We start from the raw sequence: 14,550 nt of genomic DNA on the forward strand, positions 1-14,550 counted from the left end.
ATTAGCGATTCAATAAAAATTGATCAAATTCTCTTTTATGTCTTGAGAAACTTAGTGTTTCTTTTAGTTTATAAAATTGTTCCTTATTTGGACAGTTTTGATAACTCAACTTTAAAAGTTCTAATTTATCCTTATCAAAGCTAAATTCTTTCACAATTGCTCTAATTCTTTTAACTGAAAAACAATTACGTTCAATGTGTTGTTTAGCTAATTTTAATCTTTCTTTAGAAAATCTCTCATCTTGAATAGATTTTAATACATAGTCGTATTCACTTTGAGATAATGGTCTACAATCGTTAAATCCAGAATTATTATTCATTTGAGCGATTTCACGATCTATAAATCTAATTAATCTTTGCTTTAAAAAGTTATCATTTATTAATTGTTCAGTATAGTAAAAGTTCTCTAAATCATATGAATAAGGAAAAGCAAATTGTAATAATTCAAATCTATCTCTATCAGATTGTAATGTTTCCGTTAACTTCATAATTTGCCTTGTACTTAAACAGTTATTTGAGATAAATTGCTTTATTGAACGGATGCTATAATTTCTTCTATTATGCACCTCATTATACATGTTTCTAAACTGAAAATTAGCCATTGGTCTATTACAAGCATTTGTTGTTAATCCGTGATAATAATCCGCATTAGGATAATTTATTTGAGAAATAGCACTTTGATTTGCCTGTGTATTATGATATAACTTCATGGCAAAAGAAAAACTATTGAATAGATCATAAACTTGAAAGAAGTTTCTTTTATCAATTACTCTAGGATACGCATTTACGCAAATTCTATATTTTCTTCTATCACTAGAGAAAAAACGACAAGCATCAATAAGTTCTGAAACGTAAATATCGTTATGAGAAGAATAATTTAAAGCTTTATCTAAGACTACTTCTGATGAATATTTCTTTTGTGAAAGCTCATTTTTAAAAGATTCGTACTTCGTCTTCTTTTGTCCGAAAGAAGAAACAACGAGGCATAAAGCCGATAATAATAGTATTCTTAGTTTCATAAGTTTTATTTTTAAGTTATGGTTATACTATTTTCAAACAGCATGCCAATAATTTAAAATCATAAAATCGAAAGATCTTTTCTTAGTGTAAGTGTTTTATAATCAGTTGTTTTTATAAGGTAAAAAAAACCACAACAAAATGTTGTGGCTTTATCAATATATTTAACTTTTAAGGATGTTTTTATTTTAAACTTCCTGTCATGTCTTCTGGTTTTACCCATTCGTCATATTCTTCGGCAGTAACGTAACCTAAATTAATCGCCTCTTCTTTTAATGTAGTTCCGTTTGCATGAGCCGTATTTGCAATTTCTGCAGCTTTATAATATCCAATTTTAGTATTTAAAGCTGTAACTAACATTAATGAATTGTTTACCAATTCTGTAATTCTTCCGTGGTTAGGCTCAATTCCAGCAGCACAATTTACATCGAAAGAAACACAAGCATCTCCAATTAATTGCGCAGACTGTAAAACATTAGCAGCCATCATAGGTTTAAATACGTTTAATTCGTAGTGACCTTGAGTTCCTCCAACAGTTACTGCTACATCATTACCCATTACTTGTGCACAAACCATTGTCATTGCTTCTGCTTGAGTTGGGTTTACTTTTCCAGGCATAATAGAAGATCCTGGCTCATTTGCAGGAATAATTAATTCTCCAATTCCTGAACGTGGTCCAGAAGCCATTAAACGAATGTCGTTTGCGATTTTATTTAAAGAAACAGCTAATTGTTTTAATGCAGCATGAGTTTCAACTAAAGCATCGTGAGCAGCTAAAGCTTCAAATTTATTTTCAGCAGTAATAAATGGTAAACCAGTAAAGTCAGCAATATATTTCGCAACTAAAACATCATATCCAGCAGGAGTATTTAATCCAGTTCCTACTGCAGTTCCTCCTAATGCTAATTGACTTAAATGCGCTAATGAATTTTTTAATGCTTTTAAACCAAAGTTTAATTGAGCTACATATCCAGAAAATTCTTGACCCAAAGTAAGTGGAGTAGCATCCATTAAGTGCGTACGTCCTATTTTTACAACATTAGCAAAATCTTCAGATTTCTTTTGTAAAGTATCTCTTAATTGCTCTACACCAGGAATAGTAACTTCAACTATTTTCTTGTAAGCAGCAATGTGCATTCCAGTTGGGAAAGTATCGTTAGATGATTGTGATTTGTTTACATCATCGTTTGGTTGAATCGTTTTTTCACCTTCACCAATTTTCTTTCCAGCAATTTCATGAGCTCTGTTTGCAACAACTTCGTTTACATTCATGTTACTTTGAGTACCAGAACCCGTTTGCCAAATAACTAATGGGAATTGATCATCGTGTTTACCAGCTAAAATCTCATCACATACTTGTGCAATTAAATCACGTTTTTCTTGAGCTAAAACACCTAATTCACAATTGGTATAAGCAGCAGCTTTTTTCAAGTAAGCAAATCCGTAAACAACTTCTAAAGGCATTGTTCCAGCAGGACCAATTTTAAAGTTGTTTCTAGAGCGCTCAGTTTGTGCTCCCCAATATTTATCGGCAGGTACTTTTACCTCACCCATTGTGTCTTTTTCAATTCTATATTCCATTATTATATTATTAATTTTAAAAGAGTTCCCAAAGTTAAGAAAACTACTAGAATTGTTACTTTAAATAATTGTTGAAATATTTTATGAAATGATAGAAAATAAAGAAAATATATCCTATTTTTGCAATCAGTAATTATTTATCAAAGAATAAGATGTTAAATTTTTCAGAGTTTTCAGGATTAGTATTATTTATGTTCATATTTACAACTGGTTTTTGGTTGTTAATTTTTTTATTAACTTTTGTGGTTCCTTACTGGATTGGTGGAACTATTTGGGAAAACTTAAAATTAAAGAGAGAAGCTAAAAAAGCTGCTGAAGGAAAGTAGTTTTAAAGATATATTTTTCAAAAGCCCGCAATTTTGCGGGCTTTTTTTATTTTTAAGAAATTAAAATCAAGATTTTACTATGAAAAATATATTGCTATGCTTAATTAGTTTCATAATTATAAGTTGCCAAACTCCAAAGTCAGAAAAGAAAGAAAATATAAACAGTCAATCCGATTTCACTAAGCAAGAACGATTTATTGATAATTATGCAAATGAAACGCTGAAGAAAGGAAATGTAAATTCCATTTCTCTCGCAGTGTATAAGAATGGAGAAACTTATCATAACTATTATGGTAAGATCAAAGAAAATCTAGGAAAACCTAACGATAATACCCATTTTGAAATAGCTTCAATTTCAAAAGTATTTGCAGGATCTCTTGTTGCAAAAGCGGTTATTGAGAGGAAGATTCAATTAGATGATGATATTAGAAACTTTTTAAAAGGAGATTATCCGAATCTAGAATTTGAAGGAACACCAATTACGATAAAAAACTTATTAACTCATACTCTCGGCTTTAAGGAAAGGAGACCTCCAAAACTAGATAAGATTTGGAAGGATATATCTGAAGGTAAATACGAAAATAATTCAATTGAGTATTCTGTAGATGAATTTCTTGAAGAATTAAAAACAGTAGAACTTGACAAGAAGCCAGGAACGTTTTATACCTATAATTCTGTAGGTTCTGAGTTATTAGCATACATTTTAGAACAGGTTTATAATGATTCTTTTGAGAACATATTGGAATCTTTTTTGAAAAGTTTAGATATGAATGATACATATTTAGAAGGTTGCCGAGAAGAAAGCAAGTTTTTAATAACAGGTTATAATGAAAAAGGAATACAAGCTCCAAAAACTAGAAACATACTTTTAGGTGCAGGAGGGGCAATGATTTCGACATTACCTGACTTAGTTAAGTTTATGAAATTTCAATTAGAAAGTGAAGATCCATTAATCAAAGAATCAACAAAAGAGTTGTATTTAGATAGAGAAGGAGATAAAACAGGTTATTTATGGGATGTTGATTCAGCAGAAGAGGAAGGCTTTTATTATAAGAAAACTGGAACTTCAGATGGAGTTCAAAGTGTTATACTTATTTGTCCTGATGCAAATTACGGATTGATTTTAATCGTTAATAATACTTCGGAAAAAGCTTTTTATGATTGGGCAACTTTATATGACAGAATAGAGTCCGATTTGATAAAATTCCCTAGAATGAATTTAGTTTCTACTTTGAAAAATGATTTTATTGAAAAAACTGATAAAGCAATAGCGACCTATAAAAGTGAAATTATGAATAGTTCAACGTATTATGCGAAAGCAAGAGATTTGAATGTTATCGGTTATCAATTAATACGCGAAAATAGAGTAGAAGATGCTATTAAAGTATTTGAGTTAATGACATCTGAATTTTCTGATAATCCTTATGTATATGATAGTCTAGGCGAAGGGTATTTTAAGAATGAAAACTATAAAAAAGCATTAGAAAATTATGAAAAATCTTTTGCTTTAGATTCTACCAATACAAATGCTAAAGAGTATATTTCAAGGATAAGAAAAATATTAGAATAAATAAAAAGGCTCACAATTTGTGAGCCTTTTTATTTTTAAAAATCTATATATTATCCACCAAATCCTTCACCACCGCCATCGTATTCTCTTTGTGGACGTTCTCTTTTTTTCTTTTGATTAAATCTATATGTAAAATTTAACGATATTTGACGTTCTCTCCATTGGAAATCTCCTTCTGAAATTGTAGAAGGATTTTCTCTTCCTCCAAAGAAAGTAGTATTTTCTCTTCTTCTAGAGTTGAATAAGTCACTTACGTTAAAAACTAAAGTAGCTTTATCATTAAATAGATCTTTACTAAAAGCTAAGTTTGCTACGAAAATTCCTTCTCTATCACTTTGAGCATTTGATTGTGGTCCACGATATCTTAATCTTGTTTGCCACTGAATATTAGCTGGTAATGTGATTCTAGCATTTAATCTTGCAAACCAAGTACTTTCATTTACCTCATCCAATTTTTCCGTTCTTGATTGTAAGTTTGAATTTTCATCTAAATACGTGTAAGTAAATTCAAATGGATCAGTTTGAAATTTAAAAATATTAAAAGATCCAGAAAGTTTTATTTTTTTGGAAACATTGTAATTACTAGTAAACTCAAAACCATAACGTTTTTCATCATTTTGATTTACAGGTTGCCTAACAAAAACGTTTGTAGTCCCTCTAATTTCATTGATTGCAACAGGTCGAATGATATCAGTAGAAATTTGATAATATAATGAAGCTCCTAATGTAAATTTTCTGATTTTTGTGTTGTATCCTAAATCAAATGAACTAGTAAATGTCGGTGTTAAGGCAGGATTTCCTCTGAATATATTCGTGGCAGAACTACGCGTTTCAAATGGATTTAAAAACCAAAAACGAGGTCTTTGTAAACGTCTGCTATACCCTAAAGTCAAATTATCGTTGTCGTTTAACTCATATCCTAAATTAATTGTTGGAAATAACTCTGTAAAGTTGATGTCTGAAAATTGATCAGTAGTAAATACAGTTAAATCAATATCAGTACTTTCAGAACGCAGACCAAGTAAGTATGAGAACTTATCTATTTTACTTCCAAATTGAGCGTAAAACGCATAAATATTCTGCTTAAAGTTGATAGCATTCGACGGATCAAAAGTGTTGTTAGGATCTAGAATTTGTACTCTAAAGTCTGAGTCTAAATCTTGAAATGTAGATTTGTGTCCAGCTTCAAATTGACTATTTTCTCCAATTGGTAGAACGTAATCTATTTGAATTAATTTATCCACTGAACTAGTGATTTGAGAGTTTTGTTCAGATAAAGCTCCATTCACAGTAATTGGAGAGTCTTCAACTTCATTGTTCTCGCTATATTGTAAATCAATATTTAATTTTTGACCATTACCATCAAAGTTATTCGTGTAGTTTATCGCGTACTGTTTGTCTGTTCCATCTTCTTCCTCATTTTCAACACGATCTTCTTGAAGTAAAATTTGAGTTGGATCTGTATTTAAAAAACGATCTGTATCATTGGTAGCAATATCATCACCTAATGATTTTCTGTAAAAGAAAGTACCTGTAATAGAGCTATTTTTACTTAAATAATACTCTAAACCAACAGATGAATTAAAATTATTACTTTTTCTATCAAAAGTTCGATCTTCAATTTGAGTACTGTCAATTTCACGTGTAGTATCATTGATGTAAGAAAACTTTGTGAAAGAGTTTCCTGGGCCTCTTCGATGTCTGTATCCTAAATTTGAAAATATATTGAACTTCTTTGTTCTATAGTTTACATTTCCGCCTAATTGAAATAAATCAGGGTTTCCAATAGTTGTGTTTACAGATCCGTTAAAACCAGTAACTTTTCCTTTTCGTAGAATAATATTCAAAATACCAGCTGTTCCTTCAGCATCATATCTAGCAGATGGAGAAGTGATTACTTCTACTTTTTCAATGGCATCGGCAGGTAAATTTCTCAAAGCGTCTGTTCCATTTAAACCAACTAAAGCAGAAGGTTTACCATCAATTAAAATTCTGACGTTTTCATTTCCTCGCAGACTTACAGCTCCTTCTGCATCAACATTTACAGATGGTACATTATCCAACACATCTGAAGCATTACCTCCTTTAAGTGTCATGTCTTTACCAACATTGTAAATCTTTTTATCTAAACGTATTTCAACTGTAGATTTTTCAGCTATAATTTCAACTTCATCCAGAGCTTCGGCATCCTCAGAAAGTGTTATAGTTCCTAAATTAATATTTTCTGATACTTGTTTTTGAGCAAGTTGTTTGGTTTTAAACCCAATGAACTCAACTTTCATATCGTAAAGTCCTTTAGGGATAGTAACAAGAAAATTACCTTGTAAATCAGTTACTCCACCAGTAACTTTTTTCGTTTTTACATTGGTTAGAATTAATGTGGCGTATTCTAAAGGTTGTTTTGAAGAAGCTTCAATGATTTTTCCGCTAACACTTACTTTAGGTCCTTTTTGGGCGTATAAGGCGCAAGTTAACAGTAAGAATAGGGTAGTGATTTTTTTCATTTTGGTAATGATAATTGATTAACTACATTTAGACAGCGAAGTTCTATAATGGTTTAATCACATAATGTTAAAAGACTGTTAAACAAAAAAGCTGCATCGTTAAACATAACAGATGCAGCTTTTTAGTTGTAAATATTAACTTTTTACTTCTTTTTTTTCTGTGCAGCTCTCTTTTGAGCTTCTTGTTGTTCTTGAGCTTGTTTCATTGCAGCATCTAAACGCTCTCTAAACTTACTTTTCTTAACAGGCTTCTTTTTGTTCTCTTCAATTTGAGCATGAATCTTAGCCTCATCAATTACGTAGTTCTTAATTACGAACATAATTGTAATTGTAAGTAAATTCGAAATGAAATAGTATAAACTTAATCCACTTGCATAGTTGTTAAAGAAGAATAACATCATGATAGGAGAGAAGTAAATCATATACTTCATCATTTTGCTCATATCTGGCATACCTTCTTGAGGTGGAGCCTGCATAGCTGATTGTTGACTTTGGTTCATCTTCATGTAGAAGAAAATAGCAACAGAAGCTAAAATTGGGAATAAACTTATGTGATCTCCATAGAAAGGAATCTCAAATGGTAACTTCGCTACGATATCATAAGAAGATAAATCATCAGCCCATAAAAATGCTTTTTGTCTGAAATCAATATTTGTTGGGAAAAACTTGAATAATGCAAAGAATACTGGCATTTGTAATAATGCTGGTATACAACCAGACATCATACTTACTCCAGCTTTTCGTTGAACCGCCATAATTTCTTGTTGGCGTTTCATTGCATTTTCATTTCCTGGATATTTCTTGTTGATTTCCTCCATTTCTGGACGAATTACCTTCATTTTAGCACTTGATAAGTAAGACTTATATAGCACTGGAGATAAGATAATTCGGGTAACAATCGTCATTAAAATTATGATTAAACCATAATTTCCAATGAAACCTTTTAATAAATTAAATACTGGATAAAAAACAGTTCTGTTTAAGAACCCGAAAATTCCCCAACCTAAATCTGAAATTTCTTTTAAGTCAGTTCCTTCGTAAGTTTTTAGTAAATTATACTCAGTTGGTCCGTAGAACCACTCCATGTTATAATTAAGTTCTCCATTTTGTAATGCTAAAGGAGTATTTAAACTATACGTTTTAGTGAATACAGAATCTTTATCTGCTCCTAAATAATCAACTGATTTTAATTTAGCATCATTAAAAGGTGTATCTGTAGATAAAACAGCAGAGAAAAAGTGTTGTTTATAAGCAACCCAATCTACATCATTTGCAACTTCATCATCCTTCATTTGTAAATACTCTACATCTCCATCTTCTTTATAGTAGTAGTATGAGTACATGTTTTCTGTACGCATACTTTTTTCTTTACGTAAGGCTTTTAAATCCCAAGTTAAATTGATTTGTTGTGCGCTATTAATAACATTGCTTAATCCTTGTGATCGAACAGCGAATCCAACTCTGTAATCGTCAGGTTTAATTTCATAACGATATTCTAAAAATTGAGTTTCAGATACTTTCAGTTTCATAGAAAGTACTGTGTTTTCTCCATTTTTAGATAATTCAGGATTAAATAGTAATTCTTTAGTATTTAAAATTCTATTGTCTGTAGTTCCGAAATTAATATTAAAAGATGCGTTTTGATCTTTTACAATATGTAATGGTAGAGAATCATAAGTCTTATAATTCTTAATTAAAGCTTCTTTAATTTGTCCACCTTTATTACTAACAGTTAATTTTACTAATTCATTTTCTATAACAGTATCACCTTCTTTTGATGCAGTAGCACCATAAGCGAAAGCACCTAATTGATTTTGTAAAGCAATTTGCTTTAGCGAATCGTTTACGATAGTATTATCAGTAAGGGCTGGAGTTGTGTTTTCTTTTTGAGTTGTTTGCTCAGTTTTGGTTGTGTTAGATTGATTTTCTTCAATCTCAGGCTTATTAGAGTTCATCCACCAAAGTAGGATTCCACCTAATAATAACATTCCTATAAAAGAGTTGAAGTCAAATTTTTTTTCTTCCATTGATAAATTTTAAATGTCAACTTGTCATTCCTCAAAATAATTGCCTGAGAAAAACGCGACAAATGTAGCAAAACTACACCGTTTTTTAGTTGTTTCGTTAGAATTAATTTATTTCACCTATATAGCTCAATTGGTGTTCCATTTTCTATTTTTGTTACATCTATTTTCTTTATTTATGAAAAAATATACTATTCAAAAGTCACCATTTGTAGTTCCAACAACAGATGGGAAATTAATAGAAGAGCATTTTGGAAATGCTACTACGAAAGAACCTAAAATAAGTATTGCACATATGGTTGCTCCCCCAGGATGGAGTGAACCTTTTCAAACTCCAGAATTTGAAGAGTATACTTATATTATTAAAGGTAAAAAGCAATTTATTGTGGATGGTGATACCATTGTTCTGGAAGCAGGACAATCAATCAAGATTGAGAAAAATGTAAGAGTGCAATATTCCAACCCTTTTAAAAAAGAATGCGAGTATATAGCTATTTGCTTACCCGCATTTTCTATAGATTTGGTACATAGAGAAGAGGAATAATTTATTCCTCTTCATCATCACCTTGTATTTTATCTACAATGGCATCTTTGATTTTATCTTTATTGTCATTATATAATTTTAACCACTTATCCCATGTTTTCTTTCGAGCATTTACTTCGTTCACGGTTAATTGTATTGATTCAATTTGATATTTTGTTGGAATAAATCTGTAAATATCATCTTTTGTAGGAGTAAATTTAGCTTTTGGTCCTTCAGGTGTTATTTTATTTAATTCGATTGTTTTTAAATCCATGCTTTGTAGAAATCCATCTTCGTCAAAATAGTTAACTTTAAAATTTAGAAGTAAATTTACTTTATGGTGTTTCTTTTTTAATTTAACACCAGTGTATTTATATAAATAACCATCAAATTTTAAAATTTTGAATTTATCATTAATAGGGTTCTTATAAATTGAAAACTCAAAGGTTTGATTCATAGAGTCAATAACTACCTTCTTACTATCTGGTTTTTCGCTATAATTGAAATAGTAGAGTTTTTCATTATGCAACTTTTTAAAGTCAGTAGTTGTTTTTAAAGAAATAAATTTTTGTTCTGCACTATTTTCTTTAGCAAATTTTTCAGGCTTATATATGACAGAACCAATATGATTAATTACTTGCTTTATAATAATAATAGCTGCTTGAGTTCCTATGCTTTCAATACCAACACTATCTATCTCCTTTAATTTTATTTTAGATCCTAGTACTAAAGTTGATTTTGGTTTTATTCGACCTATTTCGCCTATACCATTAGAATCTTTATAATAATAAGTTGTTGTTTTTTTTGGTTTCTTTTTTCTAGTATCTGTTGAAGTTTGACTAAATGTACTTATTGAGAAAAAGATTAGAAATGAAAGTAAAAGTTTACTTGAATTCATAGAAAATTAGATTAGTTAGTAATGCTTAAAAATAAAATATTTTTCAGTACAAAGTGTACCTAATAATGGGTAAATAAAAAAGGATTGCAAGAAGAAATTCTTACAATCCTTTAATTATTTGGTTGATTTTTTTGAACTTAGATATTAAGCTTCGTTATATCCTCCTCTACCATCACAAACTAAAATTCCACAGTGATCGTATTGACAAGTTTCTCCGTTCATTGCTGTTTTACAAAAGTTAATACAAGCTTGTCTTGGATCTACTAGAGTTAATCTTCCTCCGCCGATTTCTTGTTGAGCAACTTTACTTAATGTCTTTCCTAAGTTTAAAATGTTTTTTTTCATTTTAGAATAATTTATTTTGTTAATTACGGTAAAGATTGTGAAGATTAAAGCCAGTTACAATAGTGATTGTAAAAGCGTATCTCTTTTTTTCAAATTCGTTGGAGTTATTTTTTAGGGTAATTATTATGACATCATTTATGAACTGATAGCATCAAAAAAAGCTACCAATGGTAGCTTTTTAATATTGTTTTTCTGGATTAAGTTTAGGGTAAAAAACTCAAGAAATTCACGTTATATTCAGCATATGTACAATTACTACCAGTACGTAATGGTCTTGCAACGATAACAAAATCTCTCGGAGTATTTAGATACGATGCATTTATAGTACTAATTGCAGTTACACCATCAATATCAGTATCATCTGTAATAATTGTATTGTGTTTAAATCCATTATTAAAGTTATTTGTATTTAGTGGATGGGCAGTTGATGTAATAGAATTATTATCAACAGTTGAAATTAAAGGACTAAATCCTTTTGGGAAATACAATTCTATACAATGATCAACCAATATTTCATTCCAGAAAGTATTGAAAATTTGATCTCCTGGATATGGAGAAGAACAAATTTGAGAATTGTCTTCACAAGTTTTTATCGGTCGAGGAGGAGTTTGAATTCCAGGAAGAGTATTGTTTACAGCTTGATTCGAACTGCTAGATCCTGAATAGTTTTCTAATTCTTGAATAAATTTTGTTTTAAAGTTAGAACTAACATCAGGTCCTAATAACTCTTGTATAGAGACAGCATTCCTTCCTTGAAGAATTGAATACATTTCCATTCGCATCATTGGATTATTCATTATCACTCGAGTACTAATAAAAGAAACCCATTGAAGCGTTTTTTCAAAATTATCATGTACTTGTGATGTAGGTTGCACTAAACCACGAGTAACTGATTCTTGTTTGGAGTTGAAGCTGTTTTCAGGTTCAATTAATTCGGTTTCATTATTACAACTTAAGGCAATAAATAGGAGGATTAATAAAGGTTTTTTAAGATTCATTTGTACGACATTTTATCTATTTGGTAGAACGAAAATAAACGTAGAACAGAAGTGAAAAATGCTAGTGTAACCTAAAATTTCATATTCGTAATTGAAATTTTCATTTCTGTAAATGAATTTAAAAAATTTTTTGAAGCGTATATTCTTTTCTCCTTGCTGCTACTGGAATTTTTTCTCCTGTTTTTAGTATTAAAAACCCTTGTTTTTGATACTTAACAACTTTGTTCTTATTCACTATATAAGATTGGTGACAGCGCACAAATGTGTTTTCTGATAGTAATTCTTCTGTTTTCATCATAGATTTTGAAACCACAACCTTTTCAGATACATTGGTATAAAAAGTGGTGTAGTTTCCATCAGATTTACAATAAAGAATATCATCTTCATTAATTGCGAATACAGCATTTGAAGTTCTAAGAATTATACGTTTGTTGATGCCGTTGTAATAGTCGTTTGATACTTTTATAAGTTGTTCGATGTTATTGTCAGAACTCGTATTGTCAATAGCTTTTTGAACTGCTGTATTGAATTCTTCATCGTCTACAGGTTTTAGAATATAATCTAAAGCCCCAACTTTTATAGCTTTTATGGCATGAGTATCAAATCCCGTAATAAAAATTACTTGAATATTTTTGTTACTAATTTGCTTCAAAACATCGAAACCTGTTCCATCTCCTAAATCAACGTCTAATAATAATAAATCGGGATTATGTTTTTCTATTTCAACTTTAGCTTCCGCAACACTAGAGGCTTCAGAAACGATTTTAATTTCCTGAGGAAAGTTTGAGGTTAACCGATCAATTACATCTGATCTTACAAGTTTTTCATCATCAATAACAATAACGTTAATCATTCTTAGTCAATTTAAATGGGATTTTAAAAGATACTATTACACCTGTTTCATTAATGTCTAGCGAATCTTTATCTGTAATTTGTATTCCTTTTCCTGTTGATTTTTTTAAATAATCATGTATTAATTCCAACGAAGTCGATTTTTTAATATCTGAACTTTCGGATTGTAAACCACGACCATTATCTTCAATTTTACATTCAAGAAAACTTTTCTTTTGTGTAAGAGTTAATACAAGTTTCCCTTTATAATTAATGCCATTAAAACCATGTTCTATGCTGTTTTCTATCATAGGTTGAATTAGCATTGGAGGAATAAAAATAAAACTATCTTCTTCTAAATTATTCAGTTGAATATAAAATTCGAATTTATCAGGAAAACGTACTTGTTGTAATGCATAATATTCTTTTAAAGCTTTCAATTCATCTTTAAATAACACATAGTTTTGAGTTGAATTCTCCAAAATTAAGCGCAATAATCTAGAAAACTTAATCAGGTAATTTTTAGCCTTTAAAGGAGTGTCTTTAATTAAATTTTGAATGGTGTACAACGTGTTAAATGTAAAATGCGGATTCATTTGAGATCGTAACAAACGTTGTTGCATTTGCAAACTTTGTTTTTTGACTTTATACATTCGTTGTCTGTAAAAGAATATGCTTAAAATAATGAGAATTGAAACAATTATAATTAAGGTGAATAATCGTGTAATACTTTTAATTTCAATATCTTTTTTTTCGGCTAAAATTTCATTTTCCTTTTTTAGAGCTTTCTCTAAAGCAACTAAATCTTCTTTATATTTTTTTGTGTATTGATCTTTTTGGTAATTAAAGATACTATCCAGACTATTACTTAGTTTTGTTGGGTCTTTATCTGTTACAACTGCCAATTCTAATTGTTTTTGTAAGATGCTCCTTAATACAGTTTCATTACCGTTTTTAGAATTTAGATAAAAGGCAGAATCTAAATACGTGTAGGCTTTATTATATTTTTTTAAAGCAAAGTAAGCCTCAGATATATTATAGTATAATCGAGCTTTTTGATCTGCTGAAGTTCTATTTTTAGGAACTTTTTTAAGATGAGATAAACTTCTAATGAAGAAGTCTAATGAACTCTTGAATTTTTTTTCATCGAAAGTTTGAATACCATATCTGTTGTACAAATTATACTTCGTAGTTTCATTTAAACGACTCTCAATATTTAGTAAACTATCTAGTAATTTGTAAGCCCTCTTTTTATTTTTTAATTGATATTCATATTCTGATTGAAATATGACAGCTTCTCTAATAGAAGGAACTGTATTAGGAATATTACTATATGCGTTTATTTGTTTTTTATTGTATAAAATAGCCTGTTTGAAGTCTTCATTGGCTTTATATGTGTTTTCATATAGATAGTTAACAAACACTTGATTATTATAATCTTTATCATCCAATAAGCTCTCTAATTTGTCGACTATGGAAATGCAGTCGCCATATTTTCCTTGAGAATAATATACATACCAACTTTGGTAGAAATAATCTATCTCACGATCGTATTGTAAAGAATCAGCACTAAAATCAGTAGCTTTATGAGAATAATGAGCGGCACTATCCATAACACCTTTAGCATAAAAGTAAGATCCTAAGGCATAATTATTTTCTGCTTTTAAAGAGTCGGACAATTCAGGGAAAAGCTTGATGAGTTCAATTCCTTTCTTTAAAAAGTAATAGGTAGAGTCTTGATTTTTAGTTGATTTTTGTTGGAGTTCTATTAAATTAGATTTAGCTTGACTACTATCTTTTACTTGATCATTACAAGCTAAACAAAGAAGAATAAAAACTACGAAGAAAAATCTTTTCGACATCAATAAAAATAATAATGTACTAATGTATAAAATTAATAATTGATGATTTAATTCTTATTGGAGACAAATAGA

General features: G+C 29.7%; 12 protein-coding genes. 3 read left to right on the forward strand and 9 right to left on the reverse strand.

The features are described from left to right. Position 1: 1 nt before the first annotated feature. Both ABNT61_RS01775 and fumC read right to left on the reverse strand, forming a co-directional pair. A complete protein-coding gene (locus ABNT61_RS01775) occupies positions 2–1,018 on the reverse strand; it encodes a DUF4476 domain-containing protein (RefSeq protein ID WP_348744608.1) in 1,017 nt (338 codons plus the stop codon). 181 nt (positions 1,019–1,199) lie between these two features. Then, positions 1,200–2,597, reverse strand: a complete 1,398-nt coding sequence (fumC, locus tag ABNT61_RS01780; protein ID WP_348711655.1) for a class II fumarate hydratase — start codon at positions 2,595–2,597, stop codon at positions 1,200–1,202. A 152-nt stretch (positions 2,598–2,749) separates the two neighbouring features. On the opposite strand from fumC, the gene ABNT61_RS01785 reads away from it, so the two are divergent. Both ABNT61_RS01785 and ABNT61_RS01790 read left to right on the forward strand, forming a co-directional pair. Then, positions 2,750–2,923, forward strand: coding sequence for a hypothetical protein (locus tag ABNT61_RS01785; RefSeq protein WP_165872123.1), 174 nt, complete (start codon positions 2,750–2,752; stop codon positions 2,921–2,923). 79 nt (positions 2,924–3,002) lie between these two features. Continuing rightward, positions 3,003–4,493 (forward strand): serine hydrolase, encoded by a 1,491-nt coding sequence (locus tag ABNT61_RS01790; protein ID WP_348744609.1) that lies wholly within the window; start codon positions 3,003–3,005, stop codon positions 4,491–4,493. A 50-nt stretch (positions 4,494–4,543) separates the two neighbouring features. On the opposite strand, the gene ABNT61_RS01795 is transcribed toward ABNT61_RS01790, so the two are convergent. Together ABNT61_RS01795 and yidC are read right to left on the reverse strand one after the other, a co-directional pair. Beyond that, positions 4,544–6,997: an outer membrane beta-barrel family protein gene (locus ABNT61_RS01795; protein WP_348744610.1), complete on the reverse strand. Its 2,454-nt coding sequence runs from the start codon at positions 6,995–6,997 to the stop codon at positions 4,544–4,546. A gap of 143 nt (positions 6,998–7,140) precedes the next feature. Then, complete coding sequence (yidC, locus tag ABNT61_RS01800; protein ID WP_348744611.1) at positions 7,141–9,024, reverse strand: membrane protein insertase YidC; 1,884 nt, start codon at positions 9,022–9,024, stop codon at positions 7,141–7,143. Between the two features lie 175 nt (positions 9,025–9,199). On the opposite strand from yidC, the gene ABNT61_RS01805 reads away from it, so the two are divergent. Continuing rightward, positions 9,200–9,565: a cupin domain-containing protein gene (locus ABNT61_RS01805; RefSeq protein ID WP_348744612.1), complete on the forward strand. Its 366-nt coding sequence runs from the start codon at positions 9,200–9,202 to the stop codon at positions 9,563–9,565. 1 nt (position 9,566) lies between these two features. Here the strand turns inward: ABNT61_RS01805 and ABNT61_RS01810 are convergent, their stop codons facing one another. From ABNT61_RS01810 to ABNT61_RS01830, 5 genes are all read right to left on the reverse strand, one after another. Then, entirely contained in the window at positions 9,567–10,442 is an 876-nt protein-coding gene (locus ABNT61_RS01810) for a hypothetical protein (protein WP_348744613.1), read from the reverse strand. Between the two features lie 144 nt (positions 10,443–10,586). After that, positions 10,587–10,787 (reverse strand): hypothetical protein, encoded by a 201-nt coding sequence (locus ABNT61_RS01815; RefSeq protein WP_348711665.1) that lies wholly within the window; start codon positions 10,785–10,787, stop codon positions 10,587–10,589. Positions 10,788–10,990: 203 nt separating this feature from the next. Continuing rightward, entirely contained in the window at positions 10,991–11,785 is a 795-nt protein-coding gene (locus tag ABNT61_RS01820) for a hypothetical protein (RefSeq protein ID WP_348744614.1), read from the reverse strand. A gap of 118 nt (positions 11,786–11,903) precedes the next feature. Next, positions 11,904–12,638 carry a LytTR family DNA-binding domain-containing protein gene (locus ABNT61_RS01825; RefSeq protein WP_348725711.1) on the reverse strand — a complete coding sequence of 245 codons (735 nt, stop codon included), beginning with the start codon at positions 12,636–12,638 and terminating at the stop codon, positions 11,904–11,906. Beyond that, positions 12,631–14,478, reverse strand: a complete 1,848-nt coding sequence (locus ABNT61_RS01830) for a histidine kinase (protein ID WP_348744615.1) — start codon at positions 14,476–14,478, stop codon at positions 12,631–12,633. Before ABNT61_RS01830 ends, ABNT61_RS01825 begins: the two co-directional genes overlap by 8 nt. Positions 14,479–14,550: the final 72 nt, after the last annotated feature.

This window comes from Tenacibaculum sp. 190524A05c (genome assembly GCF_964036595.1).
Taxonomy (GTDB): domain Bacteria; phylum Bacteroidota; class Bacteroidia; order Flavobacteriales; family Flavobacteriaceae; genus Polaribacter; species Polaribacter platacis.

What these genes read in the sequence shown, in the direction of transcription:
- ABNT61_RS01775 (WP_348744608.1), bottom strand. Translation starts at nt 1,018, where the DNA reads ATGAAACTAAGAATACTATTATTATCGGCTTTATGCCTCGTTGTTTCT.
- fumC (WP_348711655.1), bottom strand. Translation starts at nt 2,597, where the DNA reads ATGGAATATAGAATTGAAAAAGACACAATGGGTGAGGTAAAAGTACCT.
- ABNT61_RS01785 (WP_165872123.1), top strand. Translation starts at nt 2,750, where the DNA reads ATGTTAAATTTTTCAGAGTTTTCAGGATTAGTATTATTTATGTTCATA.
- ABNT61_RS01790 (WP_348744609.1), top strand. Translation starts at nt 3,003, where the DNA reads ATGAAAAATATATTGCTATGCTTAATTAGTTTCATAATTATAAGTTGC.
- ABNT61_RS01795 (WP_348744610.1), bottom strand. Translation starts at nt 6,997, where the DNA reads ATGAAAAAAATCACTACCCTATTCTTACTGTTAACTTGCGCCTTATAC.
- yidC (WP_348744611.1), bottom strand. Translation starts at nt 9,024, where the DNA reads ATGGAAGAAAAAAAATTTGACTTCAACTCTTTTATAGGAATGTTATTA.
- ABNT61_RS01805 (WP_348744612.1), top strand. Translation starts at nt 9,200, where the DNA reads ATGAAAAAATATACTATTCAAAAGTCACCATTTGTAGTTCCAACAACA.
- ABNT61_RS01810 (WP_348744613.1), bottom strand. Translation starts at nt 10,442, where the DNA reads ATGAATTCAAGTAAACTTTTACTTTCATTTCTAATCTTTTTCTCAATA.
- ABNT61_RS01815 (WP_348711665.1), bottom strand. Translation starts at nt 10,787, where the DNA reads ATGAAAAAAAACATTTTAAACTTAGGAAAGACATTAAGTAAAGTTGCT.
- ABNT61_RS01820 (WP_348744614.1), bottom strand. Translation starts at nt 11,785, where the DNA reads ATGAATCTTAAAAAACCTTTATTAATCCTCCTATTTATTGCCTTAAGT.
- ABNT61_RS01825 (WP_348725711.1), bottom strand. Translation starts at nt 12,638, where the DNA reads ATGATTAACGTTATTGTTATTGATGATGAAAAACTTGTAAGATCAGAT.
- ABNT61_RS01830 (WP_348744615.1), bottom strand. Translation starts at nt 14,478, where the DNA reads ATGTCGAAAAGATTTTTCTTCGTAGTTTTTATTCTTCTTTGTTTAGCT.